Here is a 25,049-nt window from a genome sequence, read left to right on the forward strand (position 1 = left end):
CGCGCCGGAACCATCGGTATCAGCCAACAACAAATTTTCAGGATTAAACTGTTCTTCACTGTCTAACGGCGATGGCAGGGACAACTGGACAGGCGAGCCGAAACGACCGCCGCCGAGATTAGGCCAGCAGGTAACGCTGTTATAACGGATGCGGCATAAGTGTGATTGCCCTGACCCCAGAATATCGGTAAAAAGCACCAATTCGCGGGCATCCCGCCCAGGGCCTGGCAGTTCAATATTTTCATCCTGATTAATATTCAGTCCTGCGCTGAACGCGCTGCCCTCATTAGCATACAGACGCACACTTTTTGGCCCGATCATCGCCAGATCGATAAGTCCGGACCCCATTAACTCTGTAAACTGAGCTTGTGGATGAAAAAACTCTTCAGGTAGGGCGCTGAACGGGGTAAAACGGCTCCAGCTTTTATCTGATTGTTGAGTAAAGAAACCTGCCATGCCTGGTGTTGCGACTACCCAGTCGAGCCGGCCGTTGCCGTCGATATCTATCAGGCGGGCGGCTGTGTTTTGCAAGGCCGGGATTTGCGGCAGGTTAACCCAGTCGGCATAGACAACCTCGTCTGTACCCGTTTTGCCCCGGCAAGGCGCGCGATAACGCCAGTCTTTGCCATTAAGCCACAGTATGCCCGGTACGCCTTCACCATAGAGGTCCACCAACTGATAAGGCGGGGAATCGAGGCCGGCAAGCGATGACATCTCTTGCCACTGGGTATCAGATATATCAGGTTGTGAATAACAAAGCTCTAATGGCGGGCATGAGAGTACCGAGCTGTCAGCGTCATAGGCAAGCGTTTGTGCCGATGACAGTTGGCTGAGCACCGGCGTTTCGTTATATTCCAGTAATAAGCGTGAAACCAGGGCATTATCTTGTTTTAGTTCATCAGGGAAATGATGAAACATTAATACCTGATGACACAGACGATGTGTACGAATCTCAAACCCATACTCGTAGCGGGAAAACGCGTCCTGACGAGCAGGCCAACTTGTCGTCGTTGAGAAAGCAGGGGCCGAGCCGGGATCGAGTGACCGTTCGCCATAGTCGAAGATAAGCGTGAACAGCCATTTTGCGTCAGGTTTATCACTTTTCCAGAGATACAAATCAGCAGCGGGCGTTTGACAGCCATATTGTACGTTGGCGAGATAGCGTTGTGTGGAGCAATCTCGCTGATTATTTTTGTCTACCTGGTTGATATTGCTGTCATTTTCCGCTTGCCAGCAATAATAAATATGATCCCCTACGGGATTGACCGACTCTTCTACCAGCCACTCAGCAATATGTGCGGTATTATGCGGGTCGCTGATACGAGCTGATGCGGTTTTACCCAGCATATGCACATTACCCGCGCTTTCATGCAGTAACCAAAAATCATCCTCTGGGGCCTTACCTTGCCAGCGCTCCAGACGATGAAACGCGCCTTCTGTACGTGGCTGATAACGGGTAACCGTCCAGGTTTGAGATAGTTTCGTACTGCCATATTGTTGGCAGGTGGTGGGGTTAGGGGTCTTACTTGTACTAATGGTTTTGACCAGCACTTCGCCATCAGGGCCAAGAAATTCGTCGTTGTCGTTATACTGCGGTACGCCATGACTGGTTCGTCGACTAATGCGCAGCGTAGCGCACGCCCAGCCAATACCAAAAATACTATTTCCCGCAGAGCTGCTGTAAGTCAGTGACAATGAAGGTGTAAAACCGCGACCCGCGCTTACGGGAAGAGGTAATGTCATTGACGCCATGCCGTCAGGACCTGCCTGACCGAGCGCCTCTCCCATACCGCTTAAGGTGCCGCCTCCTTTTGGTAAGGAAGGGGGGGTTACCATAAGTGAGGCCGTGGATGAAGATGCATTTTCGTTTAACATTTTTTTGCTCCAGTCACCGGCCAGGTCTGGCCGGTGACTTTTCAAGGGAAATTACAGAGTTTTTTCAACGGTGCTCGCGAAGTCACTGTCACCAGAGACGGCGGTGTAATGCACCTGCACAATGACGTCGCTCAGGTTATCGAGAATGGCCTTCTGCTCACTGCTTTTCGGTCGAGGGAAACTCAACTGCCAACTGGATACTGCGCCGGTACCTTCAAATGGCAGGTAGCGTTCGTCGCCAAAACTGAGTTCAAACAGTCCGCTGTCGTTCATGCCGGAAGAGACGGCAATCTGCTGACTGGCGCGTAGGTTTGTGACCACGTTCGCAGCATTGCCGGTGGTGGTGTCGTTGAGATAATTCACACCATTAATATCCGCTTTCAGAAGCGTGCTGCTGCTGGTTTGCGTGAGCGTGGCGCGAACATCCTGCCATGGGCCAAGCAACGTCGGCAGGGAGAGCGTGACAAACTTAATCTGGCGCAGGTAGTGGCCGGGATAATCGTTGTCAAACAGCTTCTCATCAAGGCTAAAGTTTACCGTTCCGGCCGCGATCAGATTGGCGAAGTCAGAATCGCCAAGCAGGGTTTTCAGCGACACGGTTTTGGTGAGTTCCAGCCGGCGTTGGTTACGTGACAGCCAGGCGGATTCCATCTGTTGCAGGTTTAGCTCCAGTGTTTCGCCCGACAGTAGACCGTGATAACTGTCGTTCCAGGCGTTGGTTTGAATGAAACGGCTGGTTAAATCACCCATTTCATACTGCCAGCACGCTTCGGCGCTCAGGCACAGCGACAACACCGCGTCATATGCCTGGTAGTAAAGCGCCGCCAGTTGGCCGATAAGCCAGCTATATAGCGATGATTGCGTGAATCGGCTGGAGATGTACTGCATTGTGGCCTGCAGGTTTGCCTGTTCGGTCTGTGCCTGTTGCAGCGAGGTCTGGGCCGCCTGCTGGCGTATCGCAAGCGCATCCAGTTGTCTGTCAATGCTGGTCATCTCGGCATCCGCCTGCTGGTATTGCTGTTTCCATTCGTCGCTGCGGCGGCGATACTCTTCCGATACCTGGATGCGCTGCGCCGCGGCCTGCACACTGTTAGCGCTTAACTGTAATACCATGTCGCTGGCGGTGAGCGCGGCACCCCAGACGGCCCCGCCATCGGCGAGGCCGAAGATGTTCGGCGCCATATTTAACGCCGCGCCGGTCGTCAGGAAGGGTTCTGCGGACGTAAATAGCGCGCTGGTGGAAGATTGCATATTCATCACTTCCTGCTCGCTGGTGGAGATGCCAGTGGTGTACAGGTCGTAATAGTAGTCATAGCGCTGCTGGGCGATATCTTTGCTGGCCTCCAGCGCTTTTTGATCGGCTTGAAGCGCGTCAATCGCCTGTTTTTGCAGACTGATGGTAAAGGAAGAGAGATCCAGCGCCTGCCGCTGCTGCAACTCCTGTAATCCGGTGGATTCCTTACGCTCATAGTAACTGAGCAGGGTTTGTCCCATCTGGCTTAAGGTGCTGACCGCGCCGCGGGCGTGTTGTAGCATGGAGGCGAAACGGTAAGGCGGGATGGTCATACTGAGCGTAGAAGCTTGGCCTGACAATGAACCTCCGGTGGCATTCATCTGCACCAGCAATGCCGGGTTAACCGGTGTGGCGTACAGCGGAATAGTAATCGGCTGACCGGTAATAGACAGATTGTGGCGAAGGTTGTAAAGCCGCGAGTCGATAACGTCCCAATAGTTCAGCAACTGCGCATTTAACGGCAGCGAGAACGCGTCGTTAATGGCAACTTCCTGTGCAACCGTACTACTTCCTGAGAAGGCATGCAGCGAGATGCTGGCGCTATCTTCCAGCGCGGTGAGGTCGGTATTGCGCTGGCTGGCAATATTTTCCAGCGTATCAGGCTGCCATTGTTGTAGCGTTGAGGTATCCGGGCGAGGACCAAGCAGCGTTTTAACCTGCATATAGCGCAGTTTGGCCTGGGCAAGTCCATCGTTGGTTAAAAGACGGTAATCAGCATCACCAGCCGCAATCAAGTTTGCCAGATACGCCATGACGATCGCTTTCTGATAATGCGCAGGGTCGGCTTTGGCGATAATATCCGGATCGTCTGGGTGCTGAACCAACGCCGCAAGACTCTCCTGCGAGTTAGTTTCAACCAGCGGGCGCACGCTCCAGTAATCCGGCTCCGGGTAATCGGCATTTGAACTTACGCGGCCGCAGGCGGAAGGGTCGAAAATGTAGTTAAACCATTTTTGCGCGTCGGCGTAGTTGCCTTCCTGGCTCAGGCGGCTGGCGACCAGCCACGGCATATAGAAGAACAGTTCCCAGAAATAGAGGCCATTCGCGCCATAAAAATCCATTGGCGTCGGACTGGCGCCGCTGACCATTGCGGGTTCCAGCGTTAGCTGGGTGTCCCAGGCGAGCAGATCATCAATGCTGACGTTGGCTTTATTGATTAACTCTTTAGCAAACAAGGTGTTCAGACGAACGGGAGAAATAGGGGTGCCAGTACTGAAATTTCCGGTAAATTGCAGGAATACAGCCGTACCCAGGTTGCTATCTTCACGAGAAGAGATAACCGGCGTTTCAGGCAGGTTGGTTGTCGTTTGTAATGTAACTTTATACTCATTATAAAGACCGTGACCTGAGGCGTCTGTGTAACCAAATGCGATATATCTGATGATATGATCAGCATCTATTTCATCTTTGGTGAAATCATTAATACCAAAAGACCATGATGAGTTATTTGCGGTAAATGAATCTTTTGTTAGCGTGAAAGGCGTATTGGCAGTAGATGATTGCCAACAACCAGAGGCTGTGCTATCGCGAACGGTGAAACTCCACGGTGAGATATTATTCTTATCGATACTGTCAAATTCAGAAATTAAACCTGAATTTTCCTGGTAACCATTTGTATCAGTAAAATAAATAGTAATGCCATTTTTATAGTTAAACCATAAGGCTTGTGGGTTTACCCATTCTGAAGAGAAAGTATAACCTTTTTCATTATAGGTATAGCCTTTAGAAAATAACAATTTTTCATAATCTGTACTAGATGACGGGTAAGGAGCAAGATCTATGCCGCCAATTTCGTCCTCATCTTTATTTGTTACCAGAGTCATGCTTTTTATTATGCAAGTATTTAATGAATTAGATGGAATTGCTATGTCCATACTAAAACTACCCACATCACTTTCGGTCGAAGAGTATACGCTTGTTGCTGTATTTTTATAAAAAATGCCTGTGGTTACATTTTGCGGAATATTGCCGTTTAATGTGAATGTGCCATCTGCCTGGTAATTTACAGAAAAATTTTCTTTGCTCAAAACTGGCAGGGTAAAATCACAGTTAATAAAATTATTCCCATCGGTGTTCGTCGTTGAACTGAATTCATATATATCAAATAACCCCAGTGAATAAACGGACTGTATTTTTTTTTGGTTTTCTGGGCAATTTTCATTGCCAATGAAGTGGAAAAGATATTCAGCCAACAACGTGGCAGTGTCATCGGTGCTGGCAGATTTTTCTTTTGTTAAATTAAACCAGTAATCAATTTTAATAGAGAAATCAGAATATCCTTTTGTTGAGACGGTATCAGTGGGTTTGACACCAGCGCCATCATATAATGAAATGGTTAAGTTATTGTCGTTTTTATTATAACCACATGCGGTACAAAGATGTTGTGTTGTGAACAATGAATCACAATACGTATCGTGACTGGCGTTAGTGGTGTCGTTATCAATAGATAACATAGCGTAAGGTGTTGACCAATTTTGGTTATAATCACACCATGAAGAATAGGCAGTAATCATACTGCTTTCATTAGAACCGTTACTGTCAGATTTTTCGAACCAAAACAGATACAAGCGGTTGTTGAAATAAACCAGACGAGGAATGGTTTGAATAACGTCATCATTTAAAGGAATGTTAACAGGATACCATTCAGACCAGGCGTTAGAGGCCACGACGTTATCAACATCCAGGCGCATATCAAAAGATCGCCAGTAATATTGCACAGGGGAGGTGTTGGTTTTCCCTAAGAAATAATAGATGCCATTAGTCTGATCTTCATTGTCTGTATAGCCACTAACAATAGTGAGGTTGGCCACTTGTTCGAATTTATTTAAATAATTCATTACTGCTTGCTGGGCCATGTTGTTACTGACGGTATTTTGGTTCAATTCAGTTACCAGATCTTTAAAGCAAGATGTCTGGTTTTGTCGTAAGCTCGGATCAACATAGTTTTCTGGGTACGTATCCAGTTCAACATACCCTCCCCACAAAGAATATTGATCAGCACCTTTATTCCATCGTTGAAGTTGATTCGTGTCCAGGTTTTGCGTGTTGTAGCCCGGTTCCATATTCAACGCAATACTATTGATATATTGCTGAATACTGGACATCGCTTGTGCTACACGAGAGGTCTCCACATCATTGGTGACCAGTGGGTCAATTAGCAAATATTCATAAACATCGTCTGATGTTTTAATCATATTGCTTAAAGTGGTGTCACCGCTATTAGGTGCATATTGCCCAATATAATACGCGAGTAAGGCACTACGGTAGCCCTGATTTAATTCACTGCTAATGGTTGTTGACATAATAATTCCTTTTTTAGGGCGACGAAAGTCCCGCCGCCCGTGACGGTATTAATAAATCTTTTTGCGGATGGCTCCGCAAAAAGGGTTGGATAATTAGTGATTACTTTGCGCGGCGGCTAATGACTCTCCGACAGATTGCCACTCCTGATAAGTGGAGGTGGTGGTCAGGTCGCCGGTATTCAGCATGGTTTCAACGGATGTACCGGTATGGGTACACAACGTTTTCAGGCGCATCACAACGTCAATGTGCGCTAGTGTTGTGGCGATCCCTGTGGCTGGGTCGGCGTGCGCGGCGGCCTGTAAGACTTCATCGCTTTCCCAGTCGATTAGCAACGCCAGACAGGAGGCGGCCTGTTCTGGGGTAGGCGATGGCGTGCCGTTTACCCGGCGCAGGTAAGCCAGCATGGCGTCTTCTTTATCGGCCAGTTTCATCCAGTCGCTATAGCGGCTGAACAGATACAACAAGTTAAAATCAATTGTAGTATCGGCTACGCCGAACCAGGCTGGGTGGGCCAGCAGCGTCGAAAGCATGGCTGGCGTCAGGTTAAAGGTATTACATAACCCTGCGCGGCGGGCAATCTGATACAGATATTGTTGATACTCATCCGGGATTGTATCTGGCGTCGTGATACCATTTAGCGCCAGGCTCTGGCTGAGCAGATCGTATTCAGAGGATGCGGCCCAGGCGAGCAGGTATGATGGATATGAGTGATCAATATTAAACGCTTTCGCCAGCGCACTATCGGCAATATTCTGTTGAGCGAGTTTTGCCTGATAGATAATATTTGAGACTTCATTCAGCTGCGATTCGCTGGTACCATAGCAGAGATCGTTATGCACTATAGTGCTAATCGTCTGATAGTCAGTTGCAATGGGTAAGACAAGACCACTATGATCAATAAGATTATTTAGCGAGTCCATCCAGGTGCTTTTAATAAAAGGAATTCCTCCTGGAACTGTTTCGTTGGCGGGGCGACATGATTGTATGATACTCTCAAATTCCTCATTTGATATATTTTTTTGCCATACGGTAACGTCGCTAATAAAAATATAGCTTTTTTTGCTTGAGTGTGTTGAATAGAATTTTTGCGATCCATCTTCATTTATTGTCCAGCGATTCCCCTCAACATTACAGTTTCCTATTTTGTTGTAATCTAAGGTTGAACTGGTCATGGTTTTACCATCATCTGAATAAACATCCAGACACAGCATTCCATTGCCAGGCATCCTGAGGGTTAAATAGAACCAAGTGTCGTTTTTATTCCATTTAGCTGTGTCCGAAGAAATATCTGCTGATTCTCCGTTTGCATCTTTCATTGATATATTGAATTTGTAGCTATCACCAAGCGTAATGGCAATCCCTGTTTCTGCATTACCATTGCTTTCTATGGTAGCCGAGGCAATAAGAGGGGCTCCCTGACTTGCACCATTTTTAATATAGCACCACATGCCCAGTGTGCTTGATATGTTTGAACCTGGATTCAGTATGTCATTAGCTTTATCACTCAGACAAGCATATTGTTTATCCGTTGAGTTAAGTTCATAACTGGTATTATTATATAAGCTACCTATATTCATACCATTTGGACAGTAAACCGATTCCGAAATGATATCTCGCGGAAGAGAGGAAAAACAATTTTCATTTAACAGGGTGGAAGGTAATTGTTGATTAATCCCGGCGATAAAATTTATTTCTGCTGTAGTTGCGGGCAGAATATGATTTCCGGCTTGTAACATCGACAGCACGCCGGTCGCCGTCAGGTTATTATCAGCAAGCCACTGCGCGGCGTCAGACAGCGCCATCAGGGTATCCAGCAGATCGCTGGTGCTATTCTCTACTGTCGTATACACCGGAATATTTGCAAGACGTGCCAGCGCTTTGCCTTCTTCTACCAGCATTAATAATGCTACGCCATCCTCAAAGCTAAGGCCCAACCAGCGAGGCGTCATCACCAGACGGTAGAGCGCAGTGATAACATCTAATGAGCAGATTAGCGTATTTGCGCCGCAGTTTTGCGCAGTGCTTACCTGCTTTGCCAGTACCTGAAACTGAGTACGCGTGATGCCAAGGCCAGCGCAAATGTGTTTGACAATCTGGCCATCCTCGCCGGTCAGCGCGGTATAGTTAAACGCCCGATCGGTAATTTTGAACGGTTCATCAAAAGCGGAGGCGGTATTAAATACCTGGTCCAGAAAAGGAACAGCAGGAGAGATCGCATAAGGCGTAATTTGATACAGGATAGCGGCAAACTGGAAAGCGGTGACCTGATACGCTTGCTGCCAGTGGCGGTAAACGCCCAACATGCGCAGCGTTTGTGCGTTAAGGGAGTTATCGCTATTCTGGCTACCCTGACCGCGAATACAGGCGTTGATTAATAAATCTACCTCTTCAAAGGAGAGGCCAAGCCAGCGTTGTAAACGGACCATGCGATTGATGCGCTGCATACGTACATCGCTCAGATGCATGAGTGTCGGGCAAGTATTGAAGTCGAAATAACACGCTGGATATAAACTGAGTCCCGAATCCTTGTCATTCAATGAACTCTGTAATGAGGCAATAAGCGCGACATCATTTTGGTTGATGAGGCCAGACCAGAATGCAGGCTCAGAAAAACAGAGTGCTACTGAAGAATCATTGTCCGTGGTGTACCATGTTCGGTTAACATTTCCACTTTCGTTGAGTGTCCAGCAGAATTCACCGTTTTTAGTAAATGAACCCGCGTTAACCGCATTGGTTTCATAAACGTTGATATCACTTGAACCCTCTTCCACCAAATATAGGGTGGCAACCATAGTCGATGTGCACCATACGAGAGCAACGTAATACCATGTGTCTGTAATTAATGCAGCGGTATCAAGGTTTTTGTAGTTGTGATCATTTTGTGCAATGACGTGAAGACTGCCGCTTGAATAAAGTTCAATGGAAAACCCATGTTCACTATTTTGTGGATATATATTCATGGCTACCGGGGTTCTGTCTGTTGGACGTTCGGAGTATTTAAACCAAAAACCGAATGAAAAATCCTGATTACCATCGAACTGATTACAAATAGTATCATTCAGGCGGATGTGGTTATTTTTCGTTGCGCAGAGTTTATAATATCCACCATATCTATCGGATAGTAGTTCTGGATAATATTCATTTTGCGATTGGGAAACTTCTATTTTTGACGATGTTTCTTTTGTGATAGAAACGTCAGCAGCATCACAGGAATAATACTGAATTGGATCATTTAACGCTAGCGCTGTGGTACCTTTTGAAAGATAAGTATTTATCTCACTATCGCTTAGACTATTATTCCAGACTGCAATATCGTCATATAAAAGGACTGAACGGCAACTACTATGATCTTTATAGTATTTGTTGCCATAATTTCCATTAAATCCCCAATACTCCTCTTCTAATGCGATGCTTTCTGGGGAGTCTATTTGTATGGTGTCGTAGTGTGTAGAACCAGAACCATTAACATTAGTTATCAAGTAAAGATTCGTGTTGAGTGAGTATTCAATACACACGAAAATCCAGGTATCAGCAGGGAATACACGTGACACGGCCAGCGGGTCGTTTTCGCCATCTGACGCACTTAATTCCAGACTACAATTACCATTCTCGCCAGGAGATGCCTTAACGGTAATTCCTTTTGCAGTTGAAACATAATGATCCGTTTTATTGGTCACCACCAAACTGTTTGACTTTATATTCGCTGGGATATTACACCAGAACGATAATGTAAAAGGAATAAGTTGGGAACCATCAGTAGCAATATTTGATTTGAAATAGACTTCAGCATTTTTTGTCGCATCAATTTTTAACGCTGAACCAAACTTGCCAGCTACAAAACTAACTCCTTGTGAGCTGATATACATCGGCGTCGGATTAGTGCCTTCATCTTTTACCACACTTCTGTCCTGCAACAATGCAGGGTCGTTAAGATAACTATTAATATAACTGGCACCATACAAATCAGAACCGGATGCCTGATAAGCAGGTTGGTAATTATCTGAAATAGAGACTTTAGACTCGTTGCAGGTTGAGGCGATTAAGTTTTCCATCTCCTCTTTGGTAATGCCGAGTTGCTGGCATAAAACATCACTATTTACGAAAGGTTCAAAATTACTGGAATTTAACCCAAGACTTTGATAGTAGAAATTAGTTAATTCGGTTGTAGGATCAGCAAAATTTTCAATAAGAATGTTCTGCTGCTCAGGCGCCAGATCACTGCCCAGTTGCCATGCTGTTTCCGCTTTCCCTGCACGCAGGTTCTGCTTCACAAAATAAGGCCAGGCGGTATCGGTTTTTTTAATTGTATTCTGTAGAGATTCGTCACTGGCTTTCAGAGAAAGCAACGTCTGCTGATGTGGGTAATGATAAGGTAGAAGCGTTGAATAACGGGTGGCAGCTAGCGTTTCGCTAACGCTGGTATTCGGGACGATGTTATTAACGTATGGAGTGACGGACTGCTCAAGTACTTTATTAACCAATTGCAAAGAGGGCACAACCTGATTAATCGCGTCATTATCCAGCATAAGCTCTGCTAAGTCAGGGCGGCGGACAGCCAGCGGGATAATATTATCGACCCCCATCTGTGATTCAAAATTCGTGGCCTGATTATACAGCCAGGAGAGATAAGAAACCGGAGAGTCATTGGCTTCCGGTGCGCTATTCTGACAATATTCACGCCAGTCATCAGCAAATAGGGTTTGCCACGTCGGGCCGCCCTTTGTGGGCACTACAGAATCGTTATCCTGCAACTGAGTGGAATACACCGACGTCTGCACCGCCTGAGCAAGGTTATTTTTGCGAAACAACAGCATAATCTGCGTTGCGTAACCGGAAGCGGTATCGTAGATTTTACTGGCTTTAGCACCAAAAAGGCCTTGATACTGGCGAGTAAATTCACTTTTTGATAGCTTCAGGATATCAAATATAGAATAATATCCGCGGTTGGATAATTGGTCCTGTATTCCAAAATGCTCCTCTAACTTTTTGAGAGATAAAGTGGCTGTCATACTCATTTTACTATCCTTTATTGTTACAGATAATGCCTTTTACGCAGTATATGTAATGGCATTACTTGTATAGTTGATATGTCTCTACTTTTGATAGAGACAATGAATTATGTTTTTCTTAATCACACTACAATAAGTATTATAAATATTTTGGGTGGTTTTTTTTTCAATAAATGACTCAATAAGTGCAGTTTTGTCATCAGATAAGAAAAGTGAACTAACGCGATCTTATAGAGAAGATGCCTGTCTATAGACGTGAAGAGCGATGCTATGGATATCAGGAGTGAAAATAGGGGAGGGTTTTTAGATTAGCCCTAATAGAGTTAGCAAAACTTTCGATTTGACTTTTTGGGTTAGTACTTGTGTATTGGTACTAAAACCGCCTTCTAAAAAGGCGGTTTTTTACTAAATAAAATCATTAAGTATTTGTTTCAATTTTAACAAAGGTTTGCTATCCAGAACAGACGCATCATGATAAATGACTAAGCGACTGTTATATTCTTTTATTGGCGTTTTTTTTATTCCATTGAGGTTATAGTACTGTGCTAATTTGTTGGTGAGCAATGCATGGCCGTCGCCATTTTTTACTTTGTAGATCAAAGAGGAAAGATCGTAAGTGTGTTCAACAAAGTTAATGTCACGTAAAGAATCTCTTAAAATTTTTGAAAATATATTTTTCAGGAAATTAATATAAATATCTTTGCATACGAATACGTTATTATTTGATGGGATAAATGGTGATATCATGAGCAAGCCTCCGGTTGTCAATAAGGATTTATTTTCATCCGGAATGTCAATTATATCATTGAAAGTTATAAATATTTTGTTTTCATTTTTAAGAGAGAATAGGTTCTCAGGTGTAATAATTGTGTGTTCAACGCGGAATTCAATACCTGGCGCCTCAATAAAATCGCGTAAGAAATTTACAAAACTCAAAGGAAAATAACTGTCGAAAATTATCTTATATGATTTTACCGTTTTGTTTTGCTCCAGCTTTAATAAATCTTCGTATATCGGTTTGCATTTTTTATAATATTCTATTGCCAGAGGTGTGGGTATTAAATCGTTATGTTTTCTGATAAATAATTTGCCGTCTAGATGCTCTTCAATTTCAGTGATTGCTTTGCTTAATGGTGAGCGTGTGATACACAATGCTTCAGAAGCACTGGCAAAAGAACGCTTTTCCATAGCCATTATAAAATATTTTAACTTTTTTGAAATGAAAATACCCATATCTATTTACTCGGCAATAATTAGTAATAATTAGTAATAATTCTAGTCTTTATTTACAGGAAATTCTAATTTGAAATTTTTATCGAAAAAATTTTTTTTTGCCGTTTTTAGTGCAAAAAGCGATAAGTATTGACGTTGCTTTAATAAATAATAGTGTGTGGCTATCAATTGTATTGTTTCAATAGGTTATTATTATGAATATTGAGGTGTTTTCTGGCTGATTTATTTTTATACAGAAGAAATAAATGCATTATATTCAATAGGAATAGCGCCCTTCACGCCAGAGAACTCATCACCCGTCGTCTCATTGGCTCGAATCGGGCTCACCCGCACATTTGCCGTTTCAGCATTTTGAGACGATTCGCATACTCCGACTACACCGTCACGCCTGCTATTAATAGCTTCACATATTGCTGCAGCACCAGCTTCCATCCAGGCTGCAACACGCTGAAGCTCAATGAAGCTGCTTTCGCTGATACTGGTGAACCCTCTGCTTAGCTGTTGAGCAACTTGTAGAGGGGGGGCGAGCAGTTTATCGTTAAGGCGGGAGCTCTTCTTCACCGCTGGCGGGCAAGGATGTCTTCCTGGTTTATTCTGCGGATCACCAGTAAAGCATTTGAGGACAGACTACCCGGAAGATAATTAACGGAGGGGTTGAGGCGGGATTTGAGTTCACTGCAACCATGTTCATAAAGCTGACCAATCAGTAAATCCAGTAGTCATTCACGCAGCGTTTTGCGTTTGCAGAGCGGGTAAGGGCATAATCCATTACTTTAATGATTCAGCGGGTATTTTTTATCCCGATAGTGGTGAGTGCTCGTGGCTTTTGCATTACAGTTATCCCAATAATTAATTGAATTTATTAGGGAAAAGTAAGTTTGTGGCTGGTTGGTTTTTGGTCGGCTGACCGATCGGTCACAGCACAGACATTTAAACCATGGATGCAAGAGCACAACTTTTTAAGGGGGTTCTGTACCAGTCTACAGTCTGCATGACTGTAGACTGGTACAGATGATTGATTGGTCGGCACAAGAGAATTAGAACCTCCGACACCCCATGGCGCCGTTTTTAAATGGCTGAAAGCCGCACCATTACCGGATGCCGTTGATCCTGGAATTGCAACAGATGATGAGAAAGCGCAGCTCGACGAATGGAAAAATATAGGGTGGTAAATCGGGTTGATGCCTCAAATGCTGACTTGCCGGAAAAACCAGCTCAGCGATAAAAATATAACTATGTAGCAGAAACTGCTGCTATATATAACATATAGCAGCAATGGCTATTTTTTGATGTTTAATTGTATAATTTTATTACGGGTAAATGACGGCTGAGGTCCTGGAACTCAATACTTCCATTGGCTTCATAGACAACATACAGTGTTTCTTTATCTGTATTTTTACGATATGAAAGACAAGAGTAACCCGCCCCACTGGCATTACCGACTTTCGGATAAAAATCATCAATTAACTTTACTTCCCCGGAGTATAAATTGTGAACGTAGAGAGAGATATCACTTCTGGTATAGTCATTATTCTTGTTCTGCGCGGATGAGTGAGCCGCGACAAGTTTATTGCCTGATGGAATAGTAATTGTTGAACCTTGTACTCCATGATTCCTGTTGTCAACCTTCTTGTCCATCGGAGGAAATTCAGCCCATGTTTTTCCAAAATCTTTTGTTTCAAAAGAACGGCGGAGGCCAGAGTTTCTGATGTTATTAACCAAAGAAGCATTAAATTCTATGATGTTATTTTCTGAACCAAAACCCTCACAGTATCCTGATGGCAATGACCATGTTATGCCATCAGTGGAGTATATGAATGATGTATTTAGAACTGTGGTGATATTTTTAGTACGAACCATTTGTACCGGGAAAACCAGTTTACCGTCATTTAGCTGAATACCAGATCCAACACCGCCAAGCATTGCAGATATCGTTCCATTTTTAGTTACTATATCATGGATGTTCGTTTCCACCTTTGAAAAGGTAACGCCATCATCAGTTGATTTATATAAAACCAAATCCCAGTCAGTATCTGGAGCTTTATCTCTGTATGCGCCCCATGTTTTATCATTATTATTCCATTTGCCGACCATGACGAAGATTGTTTCGCTTCCCTGAATATTCGCCACGATGCACGTGGGATCCATGACGCGGGAAAGTTTACTGTTGACACGGTCATTATAAATCGCAATTTTTTTACTCCATGTTTTCCCACCATCTATGCTACGGGCCACTGCTGTGTCAATAAAGGACTGATCGCTGGCAGTGTTATGGCGCGCATCAGCAAATACAACAATGGTACCTTTTGAGGTTGTACACATTGCTGGAATTCGAAAATATTTGGTTGTTCCCCCAGAGCCGCTACCGACAATAGTGTTGCCTTTCTGATCAGTAAAATGCTCACCTTCAGCTTTAAAAACCACGGATTTTTCTACAGTCATACTCTTTCCTTCCTTAATGAATTTATATGTACATATACCCAGTAGTGGATATATGTACAGTATTTTGCGATTAAGTAGATGTCTGGTCAAACATATTATTACCGCTATTGCTGTTTATGTGACGAATAGCACAGAACCGTCTTTTGAGGTAATTCTCTTCAAAAGGTTAGCACGGTAATTAAATGATGATTAATTATTCCATCAATTTATTAAAGAATCGAACCAGCGGTTGACCACTATTTATGATGTAGGGCTATCGATACGATACAGAAAATTTATAAAAGCCATAATTTGAGTTCATAATAAAGTGGTTACAGTTGCGTCCGACAGTTCAGTTAATTCCCATAGACGGTGGCTGTCGATCTATACCTATCGGCAGTGAGGACAGGCTCGACATATAGGACAACCAAAATCACACTGCGGTCCGCTTATACCATTATGGGAAATATTCTGATCTATACAAAAAATACAGGAAATGCGACTGCAGGGCAGGATAAACAATTTAACTGTGACATACCGGTGGTGATACTCAGATTAAATATATTGAATTTACCGGATTTAATGCTGTTCTGAATGCATTTCCTCCGCAGGTCCACTGTAGCCTGTACCTGAAAACAGCGAAGGTGGATGATACTCATCGGCTGCCCAGATTCAGCCGGGGGTCAGAAACAGGTTATTACGTAATATACGATAATATATTACGGATAACAGCCTGGGGAGGTGGCACGGGGGAAACCGTTAACTTCATATCCAAATGGTGTTTTTTGTAAAATGTTATGTTATAACATTTCTTTTTTTACAATTCTTACACCATGATGAAATTACCAACCATTCACTGTTATCCCATTTTTGTGCTTTGTATGCCCGCCTTCAGCCATGCGTCCTCTCCCGCAGAGGACACTATGACCATTACCGCAACCGGGACCGAAATCTCAGCTTTTGAGGCACCTTCTGTCGTCAACGTGATTGATAATCATGCGGCTTATACCCGGACAGCCTTTACCGCCGGCGACTTTCTTCGGGGCATTGCCGGTATCACCCCCGTGGGGGTCGGCAGAACCAACGGACAAACATTTAACCTGCGGGGTTATGACAAAAGCGGTGTGCTTGTTATGGTGGACGGTGTCAGACAGGACAGTGGGATGGATAAAAGCAGCGCCACTTTCCTGGAGCCGGCATTAATCAAAAAAGCGGAAGTCGTCAGGGGACCAATGTCCAGTCTCTATGGCAGCGGAGGCCTTGGTGGGGTCATCAGCTACCAGACCGTCAGTGCCGCAGATTTACTGGAAAATGGCCGGCATGCGGGCTGGCGCATTTTTTCCTCCGGAGCAACGGGCGATCGCAGTCTGGGAGGCGGTATTTCCGCCTTCGGTCGTACCGACAACTTTGACGGGCTCCTGTCCGTAATTAAACGCCAGCGGGGAAATATTCGACAAAGTGACGGCGGAACCGCCCCTGATGACGAGAAGCCTGGGGCTCTGCTCGCAAAGGGCCTCTATCAGTTCGATCATGCTCAGTCTTTAGGCGGCAGTATCCGACTCTATGATAATACATCAGAAGAACCCGGTAACCCCACACTGAGTCGCCCGGGCAACGGCAATCCGGCGGCGTATTTACGGCATATCATACAACGCGATGCGCAGTTGAACTATAACCTGCATCCTGCCGATCAGAGCTGGCTGGATCTGGAAACCCGTCTGTATACCTCAGACGTCCGGATTAAGGCCAGGCCTGATGGCCGGGAAAGTCAGAACCGCCAGAGCGTAACCTACGGCATGAAGGTCCTTAACCGTAGTGAGATTCAGACACAGACAACAGCCCATCATTTCTCCTGGGGAGTCGAGTATTACCAGCAGCGCCACACGCCTTCCGGAGCCGAAACGCGTTATCCGGAGGGCAAAATTAATTTTTATTCCGGCCTGTTGCAGGATGAAATCACTCTGCGGAATTTTCCTGTCTCACTGGTGGCGGGTATCCGTTACGATCATTACCAGAGTATCAATCCCCAGTACGGGGAACTGACGGCCGGGGAATTATCGCCCAGAATGGCACTGACCCTCAGTCCAACTGAATGGCTCACCATATATGGGTCCGTTTCTTCCGCATTCAGGGCACCGACAATGGAGGAAATGTACCGGGATGGCCTGCATTTTTATGCCCGCGGCCGGCCTAATTACTGGGTTCCAAATCCCGATTTGAAACCGGAGACCAATACTTCTCAGGAAATAGGGGCCGGACTGCGTTTTGTTTCATTGTTTGCGGAAGATGATGAGCTTCGGCTGAAAGGCAGCTATTTCAGTACGCATGCCAGAAATTACATTGCCACACGAGTCGATATGCCGGGAAAACGAACCTACTCCTATAACGTTCCGCGCGCCAGAATCTGGGGCTGGGACGTTCAGGCGGCTTACGCCACCCGGTGGTTTAACTGGGATTTGTCATATAACCGAACGGAAGGGATGGATGATGCCAGCCGGGAGTGGCTGGGAACGCTGAACCCGGACACGGTTGTCAGCACTCTGGCATTCCCCCTTCCCGGTCAGGGACTCGCGGCGGGATGGCGCAGTACCTTTGTTGCTCCCGCCCGTCACGTAAAAGCAGATGCAGAAACACAGCCCGGATATGCCCTGCATGCATTCTCGCTTGATTATCATCTTCCTGACACTAAAGCGGGGATGACAGCGTCTCTGGTGCTGGATAACGCTTTTAATCAGCAGGCTTATAGCGTACAGGGGCTACCGTCTCCCGGGCGTTCACTGAATTTCTTTCTGAGTTACCAATGGTAAAAGGAATAACATCAAATGAAAACACTACCCGTTTCAGCCACGTTTCTTCTCTCCCTTATGGCTTTCAGCGTGCGGGCGCACGATGTCTGGGTGACGTCTCATTCTGAACAGAGGGAGGTTGTGGCAGTGATTGGTTACGGTCACCATTTTCCAGACAGGGGAACGCTGCCTGGCAGAAAACATTACTTCTCCCTTCCCCGACTGACGGATGGAAAACAGATCATCACACTGCAGCCCACACGGGAGGCCTATATCTATCGGGCTGAAAATATCCCGGTACCAGAAAGCTATATTATTACCGCCAGTATGAAACCGACGTTCTGGTCCCGTACCTCAGCAGGCTGGAGGGCTGCCGATAAAAAGCAGCGGCCGGATGTGACCTACTGTGAATTTGCCACAAAATATGCCCGGACCATCACAGGCACCGGAGGTCCGGCTGATATGGCTGTCATAGCCCAACCGACAGGCCAGGAGCTGGAGATCATTCCTGTGACGAATCCGCTGAAAGCCAGCGAGCATCCTGCAAAATTCAGGATAATGTATAAAAACGTCCCCCTGGAGAATGCGGAAGTGGAGATCAACTCTGCGGAGTATGTTTCTCAGCATCACCACGATCACCGTTCTCACAGAAACACAGTTGAACATCATGAGCATGCCTCGCAAATGATATTAAAAAGTGATGCAACAGGGATTATCACCGTAAATCAACTGCCTGCCGGAGAATGGCTGTTGTTAACAAAGCAGAAATCGGCTTACAGCGATATTTCCCGTTGCGACGAAACGATGACTGCCGCGACACTGTCCTTTACCCGTAGGTAACCCTGTTACCCGCATTGCCTTATTCTAACCCCTTATAATGGGGTATTAGTCCGCCAGATCCGGCATGATTACTGCCCCCGGTGATCTATGAACCGGGGATGTCACCGGGTCTGGTGGGCGCAGGGTATCGTCAATAGGGGGTAGGTCAGGAATATTTTTCGGGGCAGTTTGTAACGTGGATGCCGGCAACCATCATGATCGGAGAAGACCTGCTTCAGGCTAAGTGACAGGTTTAATTAAATCTGCTCCCTGATTTTTTACATTTACGACAGCCCGGGTTACAGCGTGGCATAGGAATTTATCAGCCGGTTACGTATTAAGCAGTACAGAAGCTATCCGCGGCTTCACCAGGCAATTTGGAGTCAAAAAAAGAGCGGCTACCAGCGGATGAAGACGGGTATCGTCGTGCTCCGTCGGTATTTGGCATGATCAGTGTGTCATTAGCGATGCAAGATCAGGGGAGTTTGACGGGAGTCAGGTGATGTAATCTGCTGAATTGATGCCCTGTAATAGATGAATGGCCTCGGGGGTTTTTCCCCGATAGCTCCCGAAATCTTCCCCGTACAAAAAACAGACATAAAAAAACCAACCTTAAGTGGTTGGTTTTTCTAAGGGATTTTGGTCGGCACGAGAGGATTTGAACCTCCGACCCCCGACACCCCATGACGGTGCGCTACCAGGCTGCGCTACGTGCCGACTTGTGGGTGCTAATACTACCGCTTTCCATCGCGAATGCAAGGGGAGGCGGTGCTAACTGATTTATAATTAATCAGTTAGCGATAAAACGTTTCTCATCTGTCAGCACTTGCAGCAGCAGACTGAGCTGCGGCTTCTGATCTTTGATCTTTTCGCCGTGTAAGTCATATGTCTGATAATTACCGTTATTATTGAGCACCAGGGTCATTTGCGGCGTCGTAATTGCCAGTGTACTACCGTCTGCCGCCGTTACCCAGTTATGGCGACGTGGAACGGTAAAGATGTCCTGGCCCTGTGAATATTCGTTCGCTGGCGTACTGACGTGTAACAGGCGTTGCATCAACGTAGTCATCACATCGGTATGGTCGGTAAGCACATTAATATGCTGCGCAGGCGTCCCCGGCCAGTGGATCACCAGCGGCACTTGCAGATGTCCTCGCGACCAGGCGAAGCGGTTTTCTTCCGGCGTTAGCGGTATGCCGCGACCAGCGGTAATGATCACGACGGTATTGTCGAGTTTACCGGCCTCACGCAGTGCGTTCAGAACCCGATTGATTTGCGCATCCACGTCGCTGGCGGCGCTGGCGTAGCGTTTAACAAAATTCTTCTGATTGCTGTCATCAATGTTAGTACCGTTAAATGATACCCATGAGAACCAGCGGTTATCTTCCTGTGCATAGCGCCCAAGCCAGTCTATCCACTGGCTGGCCGTCTGCGCATCAGACTGCGTCTGCGCTGCCGGCATCGAAAAATCGGACAGTAATGCCTGCCGGTAAAGCGGGCTGGTGAAGCCATCCGAGGAAAACAGTCCCAGTTGGTAGCCTTGCTGATTCAACGCGGTAATGAGCGCCGCAGGCGTTCTGGTGGATAACACGCCATCCATGTAGCCCGGCGATACACCATAAAATAGGCCGAAAATACCGTTGTCAGTGGTATTCCCTGAACTCATGTGACGGGTGAAGTCGATGTTTTGTTCAGCGAATTTAGCCAGCTCCGGCATCTGTTTCTCAAAGCGAGAATAGTTCAGGCCGTCTACAGTAATGAGCAGCACATTCTGACCGGTGCCCATGTCGCGATAGTGCAAATCGCTGAGCGGGTACTGTACGGAGACCGCTTCCGGATTGCCTTGCTCTACCAGACGGCGCTGATACTCCTGCGCATCCAGCAGACCGTGTTTTTCAAGAAAACGTCGCGCCGTCATCGGATAAGAGAGCGGCAGGTTTGCCCGCTGCATGGTAATCGGCCGATAAAAATTAGCGTCTGCCCAGATGTAGATAAGGTGCGATGCGATAAAGGAGACGAAAAAGAATGCCGCAAGCGGCCTTGCGAAATGGCGGCGGCGCGTGAGGCTGCGCAGCTTTTGCCAACTCCATGTCGCAAATAACATCTCAATCAATAAGATAACCGGCACGCTAATAAACATAAGCTGCCAGTCGCGCGCCATTTCGTTCTGGTCAGGGTTGATGACCAGCTCCCAGACAATGGGATTAAGATGCAGGTGAAAACGGGTAAAGACCTCGCTGTCGATAAGCAATAACGTCATACCCGCCGTCGCCAGAATAGCCGATAAAAACCGCATCAGCCGCTGGGACATCACGATAAACGTGAGCGGAAAAAGAATAAGCAAATAGGCGGCGAACACCAGAAAGCTAAAGTGCCCGACAATGCTCAGGTAAGAGTATATACGACCTGCAAGCGTTGTCGGCCAGTCGGCGACAAACAGGTAACGGCTGCCGAGCAGCGTAGCCAACAGTATATTGAACAGAGCGAACCAGTGCCCCCAGCTAACCATCTGGGAGACTTTTTCACGGTAGCGCTGACGATGAGTTACCATACCTGTCGCTTGTTTCTCCGGAGTCGGCTTTTTAGTGCGCTTTGTCTTCGCTAATCGAAGACTGCAATGCGCGGGCAAAAGAGTTCGCAATCGCCTGGCGTTGAGCTGGTGCAACGCTGGTATTGATAAGGTTGGTGACCATATTTCCCAGCACCATCAGGGAAAGATCGGTCGGCGCCTTATGTTTTTCCAGTACGCTGAGCAGTTCGCTCAGTAATTGTTCAACATGTTCATCACTATAGCGGGAGAGTTGTGGCATAAATCAAAATCTGTTTGTTCATGAAAGGGCAACATATTACCGTAGCAACAGTTTTTTTTCTGCATTTTTATCCCCTAAATCATTCGCGTTACGGATAACGCCTGAAATGACAGGGCGATCGGCTTGCGTCTTCCGGCAGGCGGTGGTTGAATACCGCCCGGTCTTAAAGGAGAGTTTATCATGAGTCTGGATATCAACCAGATTGCCCTGCACCAGCTTATCAAGCGCGATGAGCAAAATCTTGAGCTGGTCTTGCGCGATTCATTGCTGGAGCCGACAACCACCGTTGTCGAGATGGTGGCTGAACTGCATCGGGTCTATAGCGCCAAGAATAAGGCGTATGGCCTGTTTAGCGAAGAGAGTGAACTGGCGCAAGCGCTGCGGTTGCAACGTCAGGGGGAAGAAGATTTTCTTGCCTTTAGCCGGGCGGCGACCGGACGCCTGCGGGACGAACTGGCGAAGTATCCCTTTGCGGACGGCGGCATTGTGCTGTTCTGCCATTATCGTTACCTGGCGGTGGAGTATCTGCTGGTTACGGTACTGAACAACCTGAGCAGTATGCGGGTAAATGAAAATCTGGACATTAACCCGACGCATTATCTTGATATCAACCATGCGGATATCGTGGCGCGTATCGATCTTACCGAGTGGGAAACTAATCCGCAATCGACCCGCTATCTGACGTTTCTCAAAGGTCGGGTAGGGCGCAAGGTCGCTGACTTTTTTATGGATTTCCTCGGCGCCAGTGAAGGGCTGAATGCCAAAGCGCAGAATCGAGGCCTGTTGCAGGCGGTAGATGATTTCACCGCAGAAGCGCAGTTGGATAAAGCAGAACGTCAGAACGTGCGTCAACAGGTTTACAGCTACTGTAACGAACAGTTACAAGCCGGGGAAGAGATTGAGCTGGAATCGCTGTCGAAGGAGCTTTCCGGCGTCAGTGAGGTAAGTTTCAGCGAATTTACCGCTGAAAAAGGCTATGAGCTGGAAGAGAGTTTTCCGGCGGATCGGAGTACGCTGCGCCAGCTAACGAAATATGCCGGCAGCGGCGGCGGGTTAACCATTAACTTTGATGCGATGCTACTGGGCGAGCGGATTTTCTGGGACCCGGCAACCGATACGCTGACTATCAAAGGGACGCCGCCGAATTTGCGCGATCAGTTGCAGCGGCGCACGTCGGGCGGAAAGTAACCTAAGTGTAGCGCCATCAGGCAATGCCGGATGGCGGCGTCTATCCGGCCTACAAAAACCAAAAACGCCATAAAAAAACCCCGCCGGAGCGGGGTTCTTGCAACGTGTCGACAATTACGCGCGAACGAAGTCGATGTGCTGCAGCTTTGGTTTGTAAGCGTGACGCTGTACAGCCTGAGCTTTAACTTTTACTTCTTTACCGTCAACAACGAGGGTCAGAACTTCGCTGTAGAATTCAGCTTTAGCTTGCATGTTCATCACCTGGTCGTGGTCCAGTTCGATAGCAATCGGGGCTTCAGAACCGCCGTAGATGATTGCCGGGAACTTGTTAGCGGCGCGCAGGCGGCGGCTCGCACCCTTACCCTGCTCTTTACGTACTTCTGCGTTGATAGTAAACATTTAAATCTCTCTTTAATAATTCCTGCTACAGGCGACCCAGCAACAGGTAAGTGATCTGCTTTGCGTATGCAAAAGCGGGCGAGATTCTATACTCAAATCGCCGTTACATCAATGAAAAGTGCGATTAACCACGTAATTCGTGCGCCAGGCGGAAGCGGCCTTCATAGTCGAACACTTTTTCACGCACCTGCCAGTACTGGCCTTTCATCCGTGCGACCACAAAATCGGGATGCCGCAACAACGCCTGCTGCGCGACAATATCCGCCGCCGTGATCCAGCGTAAAGGAACGCCGGGCGTGCGGGTATGCGGGCGAATAAATAGCTGTTCGAAAGCGGTACGCTGGGCGGTCGTGTGCAAGCGGAAGCGCTCACTGACATCCGCGCCGTCCTCGTCATAGTAAGTGATTTTCAGCCATTCGCCTTTCTCATCCTGCCCATGCTGCATTGTCATTCCGCTACAGCGCAGGACTAACGCATCCTTGAGCCTGAGCGCCGCTTTTAACATATCGTCCGGATCGACCAGAATGGCGTCACATTCCCGGCAGCGTCGGGCGGCAATATCGTTTTCGGCATTGCACTGCGGGCAGTTTTTGAAGCGGAAGCGAAAATCGCACTGCTCGCGATGGCCGTCGTCATCGTCAAACCAGCCCTGGCAGCGACGGCCAAAGTGTTCAATCAGCGTACCGTCGGTAGTGGTTTTCCCCCAGAAGGTGTTGGCAAAGCCGCAGGCCGGGCAAAATACCTGGACAGGGACGTTATCGCTTTTTCCTTTCGGGCTGCCGACCTCCGGAGCATACAGGTCGTGCGGGTTACCAGCGTAATCAAGAATCAGGCAATCGGTCTTTCCCGGCGCAAGGCGCAGACCACGCCCGACAATTTGTTGGTAAAGACTAACTGACTCGGTGGGGCGCAGAATCGCGATGAGATCAACGTGCGGGGCGTCAAAGCCGGTGGTCAGCACCGAGACGTTAACCAGATAGCGAAAACGCTGCGCCTTGAAATCATCAATCAGCGCGTCGCGCTCGGGCCCTGGCGTATCGCCGGTAATCAACGCCGCGTCGTCCGCCGCAAGCAGGCCGACAATCTCTTTCGCATGTTCGACCGTGGCGGCGAAAATCATCACGCCTTTGCGCGTCTGCGCAAATTCCATAATCTGGCTGATGATGTGCGGCGTAATCCGTTGCTGCTTTTTCAGCTCGCGGTTCAGGTCGGCTTCGCTGAACAGCCCATTGCTTTGGGCCTGCAGGCGGCTGAAATCATATTGTACGACTGGCATATCAAGACGCTCCGGCGGCGTCAGATAGCCGTGTTTAATCATATAGCGCAGCGGCAGTTCATAAATACAGTCGCGAAACAGAGCGTTCTCGTTGCCGCGCACCATACCGTGATAATGAAATTGATAAATCCAGCCTTTTCCGAGGCGGAAAGGCGTGGCGGTTAGCCCAAGCAGACGTAAGTGAGGATTAACTTTACTCAGGTGAGTGAGGATTTGCTGATACTGACTATCTTCAGCGTCGCCGATGCGGTGGCATTCATCGACAATCAACAGCGAAAACTCCTCCTGGAAGGCGTCAAGATTACGCGCCACCGACTGTACGCTGCCGAACACGACCTTACCTTGACTTTCTTTACGTTTGAGGCCGGCGGCGAAAATATCCGCTTCCAGCCCCAGAGCGCAATATTTGGCGTGGTTCTGCGCGACCAGCTCCTTCACATGCGCCAACACCAGTACCCGTCCGCGGGCGACGCGAGCCAGTTCGGCGATCACCAGGCTTTTACCTGCGCCGGTCGGCAGAACAATCACGGCAGGGGTACGGTGGCGGCGAAAGTGGCTGAGCGTGGCGTCTACGGCTTCTTGCTGGTAGGGGCGGAGTGTAAAAATCATGGTCTCACTACATTAAACGGTTCCGGG

At 47.3% G+C, this 25,049-nt stretch carries 12 protein-coding genes, 1 tRNA gene and 4 pseudogenes; 5 read left to right on the forward strand and 12 right to left on the reverse strand.

All coding sequences use genetic code 11. The features are described from left to right. Positions 1 to 963 precede the first annotated feature (963 nt). From ACE15A_RS07135 to ACE15A_RS07155, 5 genes and pseudogenes are all read right to left on the reverse strand, one after another. Positions 964 to 1,875, reverse strand: a pseudogene (locus ACE15A_RS07135) (SpvB/TcaC N-terminal domain-containing protein); the annotation flags it as partial. A gap of 51 nt (positions 1,876 to 1,926) precedes the next feature. After that, positions 1,927 to 6,471, reverse strand: coding sequence for a neuraminidase-like domain-containing protein (locus tag ACE15A_RS07140; protein WP_129382388.1), 4,545 nt, complete (start codon positions 6,469 to 6,471; stop codon positions 1,927 to 1,929). Between the two features lie 93 nt (positions 6,472 to 6,564). Beyond that, positions 6,565 to 11,487, reverse strand: coding sequence for a Tc toxin subunit A (locus tag ACE15A_RS07145; protein ID WP_129382389.1), 4,923 nt, complete (start codon positions 11,485 to 11,487; stop codon positions 6,565 to 6,567). 399 nt (positions 11,488 to 11,886) lie between these two features. After that, complete coding sequence (locus ACE15A_RS07150; protein WP_053510566.1) at positions 11,887 to 12,714, reverse strand: LysR family transcriptional regulator; 828 nt, start codon at positions 12,712 to 12,714, stop codon at positions 11,887 to 11,889. 228 nt (positions 12,715 to 12,942) lie between these two features. Further along, positions 12,943 to 13,275 carry a hypothetical protein gene (locus tag ACE15A_RS07155; RefSeq protein ID WP_053510564.1) on the reverse strand — a complete coding sequence of 111 codons (333 nt, stop codon included), beginning with the start codon at positions 13,273 to 13,275 and terminating at the stop codon, positions 12,943 to 12,945. A gap of 518 nt (positions 13,276 to 13,793) precedes the next feature. Here ACE15A_RS07155 and ACE15A_RS07160 point away from each other — a divergent pair. Then, positions 13,794 to 13,939 (forward strand): annotated as a pseudogene (locus tag ACE15A_RS07160) (tail fiber assembly protein); the annotation flags it as partial. 68 nt (positions 13,940 to 14,007) lie between these two features. Here the strand turns inward: ACE15A_RS07160 and ACE15A_RS07165 are convergent. Next, positions 14,008 to 15,246, reverse strand: coding sequence for a sialidase family protein (locus tag ACE15A_RS07165; protein WP_077944445.1), 1,239 nt, complete (start codon positions 15,244 to 15,246; stop codon positions 14,008 to 14,010). A 203-nt stretch (positions 15,247 to 15,449) separates the two neighbouring features. Here ACE15A_RS07165 and ACE15A_RS07170 point away from each other — a divergent pair. The 3 genes and pseudogenes from ACE15A_RS07170 to ACE15A_RS07180 form a co-directional block, all read left to right on the forward strand. Continuing rightward, a pseudogene (locus ACE15A_RS07170) lies at positions 15,450 to 15,557 on the forward strand (DNA polymerase V subunit UmuD); the annotation flags it as partial. 501 nt (positions 15,558 to 16,058) lie between these two features. Beyond that, complete coding sequence (locus ACE15A_RS07175) at positions 16,059 to 17,942, forward strand: TonB-dependent hemoglobin/transferrin/lactoferrin family receptor (protein WP_226998576.1); 1,884 nt, start codon at positions 16,059 to 16,061, stop codon at positions 17,940 to 17,942. A gap of 15 nt (positions 17,943 to 17,957) precedes the next feature. Next, a complete protein-coding gene (locus ACE15A_RS07180; RefSeq protein WP_023248359.1) occupies positions 17,958 to 18,761 on the forward strand; it encodes a DUF4198 domain-containing protein in 804 nt (267 codons plus the stop codon). 219 nt (positions 18,762 to 18,980) lie between these two features. Here ACE15A_RS07180 and ACE15A_RS07185 read toward each other — a convergent pair. From ACE15A_RS07185 to ACE15A_RS07200, 4 genes and pseudogenes are all read right to left on the reverse strand, one after another. Further along, a pseudogene (locus ACE15A_RS07185) lies at positions 18,981 to 19,070 on the reverse strand (SOS response-associated peptidase); the annotation flags it as partial. 310 nt (positions 19,071 to 19,380) lie between these two features. Continuing rightward, positions 19,381 to 19,457 (reverse strand) — tRNA-Pro (locus ACE15A_RS07190). Positions 19,458 to 19,530: 73 nt separating this feature from the next. Continuing rightward, entirely contained in the window at positions 19,531 to 21,291 is a 1,761-nt protein-coding gene (gene yejM, locus ACE15A_RS07195) for an LPS biosynthesis-modulating metalloenzyme YejM (protein ID WP_023248358.1), read from the reverse strand. 31 nt (positions 21,292 to 21,322) lie between these two features. Next, positions 21,323 to 21,550: a YejL family protein gene (locus ACE15A_RS07200; RefSeq protein ID WP_001135903.1), complete on the reverse strand. Its 228-nt coding sequence runs from the start codon at positions 21,548 to 21,550 to the stop codon at positions 21,323 to 21,325. Between the two features lie 180 nt (positions 21,551 to 21,730). On the opposite strand from ACE15A_RS07200, the gene yejK reads away from it, so the two are divergent. Next, entirely contained in the window at positions 21,731 to 22,738 is a 1,008-nt protein-coding gene (gene yejK, locus ACE15A_RS07205; RefSeq protein WP_000050812.1) for a nucleoid-associated protein YejK, read from the forward strand. Between the two features lie 114 nt (positions 22,739 to 22,852). Here yejK and rplY read toward each other — a convergent pair whose 3' ends face one another. Both rplY and ACE15A_RS07215 read right to left on the reverse strand, forming a co-directional pair. Further along, positions 22,853 to 23,137 (reverse strand): 50S ribosomal protein L25, encoded by a 285-nt coding sequence (gene rplY, locus ACE15A_RS07210; protein WP_000494191.1) that lies wholly within the window; start codon positions 23,135 to 23,137, stop codon positions 22,853 to 22,855. A 124-nt stretch (positions 23,138 to 23,261) separates the two neighbouring features. Further along, the gene (locus tag ACE15A_RS07215; protein ID WP_053510514.1) at positions 23,262 to 25,022 is read right to left on the reverse strand and encodes a DEAD/DEAH box helicase; all 1,761 of its coding nucleotides are present in this window, start codon (positions 25,020 to 25,022) and stop codon (positions 23,262 to 23,264) included. Positions 25,023 to 25,049: the final 27 nt, after the last annotated feature.

The sequence above is a fragment of the Salmonella sp. HY31 genome (assembly GCF_042604575.1).
GTDB classification, from domain to species: Bacteria; Pseudomonadota; Gammaproteobacteria; order Enterobacterales; family Enterobacteriaceae; genus Salmonella; species Salmonella diarizonae.

Excerpts from the sequence above, each read along its gene's own strand:
- ACE15A_RS07140 (WP_129382388.1), bottom strand. The coding sequence starts at position 6,471 with ATGTCAACAACCATTAGCAGTGAATTAAATCAGGGCTACCGTAGTGCC.
- ACE15A_RS07145 (WP_129382389.1), bottom strand. The coding sequence starts at position 11,487 with ATGAGTATGACAGCCACTTTATCTCTCAAAAAGTTAGAGGAGCATTTT.
- ACE15A_RS07150 (WP_053510566.1), bottom strand. The coding sequence starts at position 12,714 with ATGGGTATTTTCATTTCAAAAAAGTTAAAATATTTTATAATGGCTATG.
- ACE15A_RS07175 (WP_226998576.1), top strand. The coding sequence starts at position 16,059 with ATGACCATTACCGCAACCGGGACCGAAATCTCAGCTTTTGAGGCACCT.
- ACE15A_RS07180 (WP_023248359.1), top strand. The coding sequence starts at position 17,958 with ATGAAAACACTACCCGTTTCAGCCACGTTTCTTCTCTCCCTTATGGCT.
- yejM (WP_023248358.1), bottom strand. The coding sequence starts at position 21,291 with ATGGTAACTCATCGTCAGCGCTACCGTGAAAAAGTCTCCCAGATGGTT.
- ACE15A_RS07200 (WP_001135903.1), bottom strand. The coding sequence starts at position 21,550 with ATGCCACAACTCTCCCGCTATAGTGATGAACATGTTGAACAATTACTG.
- yejK (WP_000050812.1), top strand. The coding sequence starts at position 21,731 with ATGAGTCTGGATATCAACCAGATTGCCCTGCACCAGCTTATCAAGCGC.
- rplY (WP_000494191.1), bottom strand. The coding sequence starts at position 23,137 with ATGTTTACTATCAACGCAGAAGTACGTAAAGAGCAGGGTAAGGGTGCG.
- ACE15A_RS07215 (WP_053510514.1), bottom strand. The coding sequence starts at position 25,022 with ATGATTTTTACACTCCGCCCCTACCAGCAAGAAGCCGTAGACGCCACG.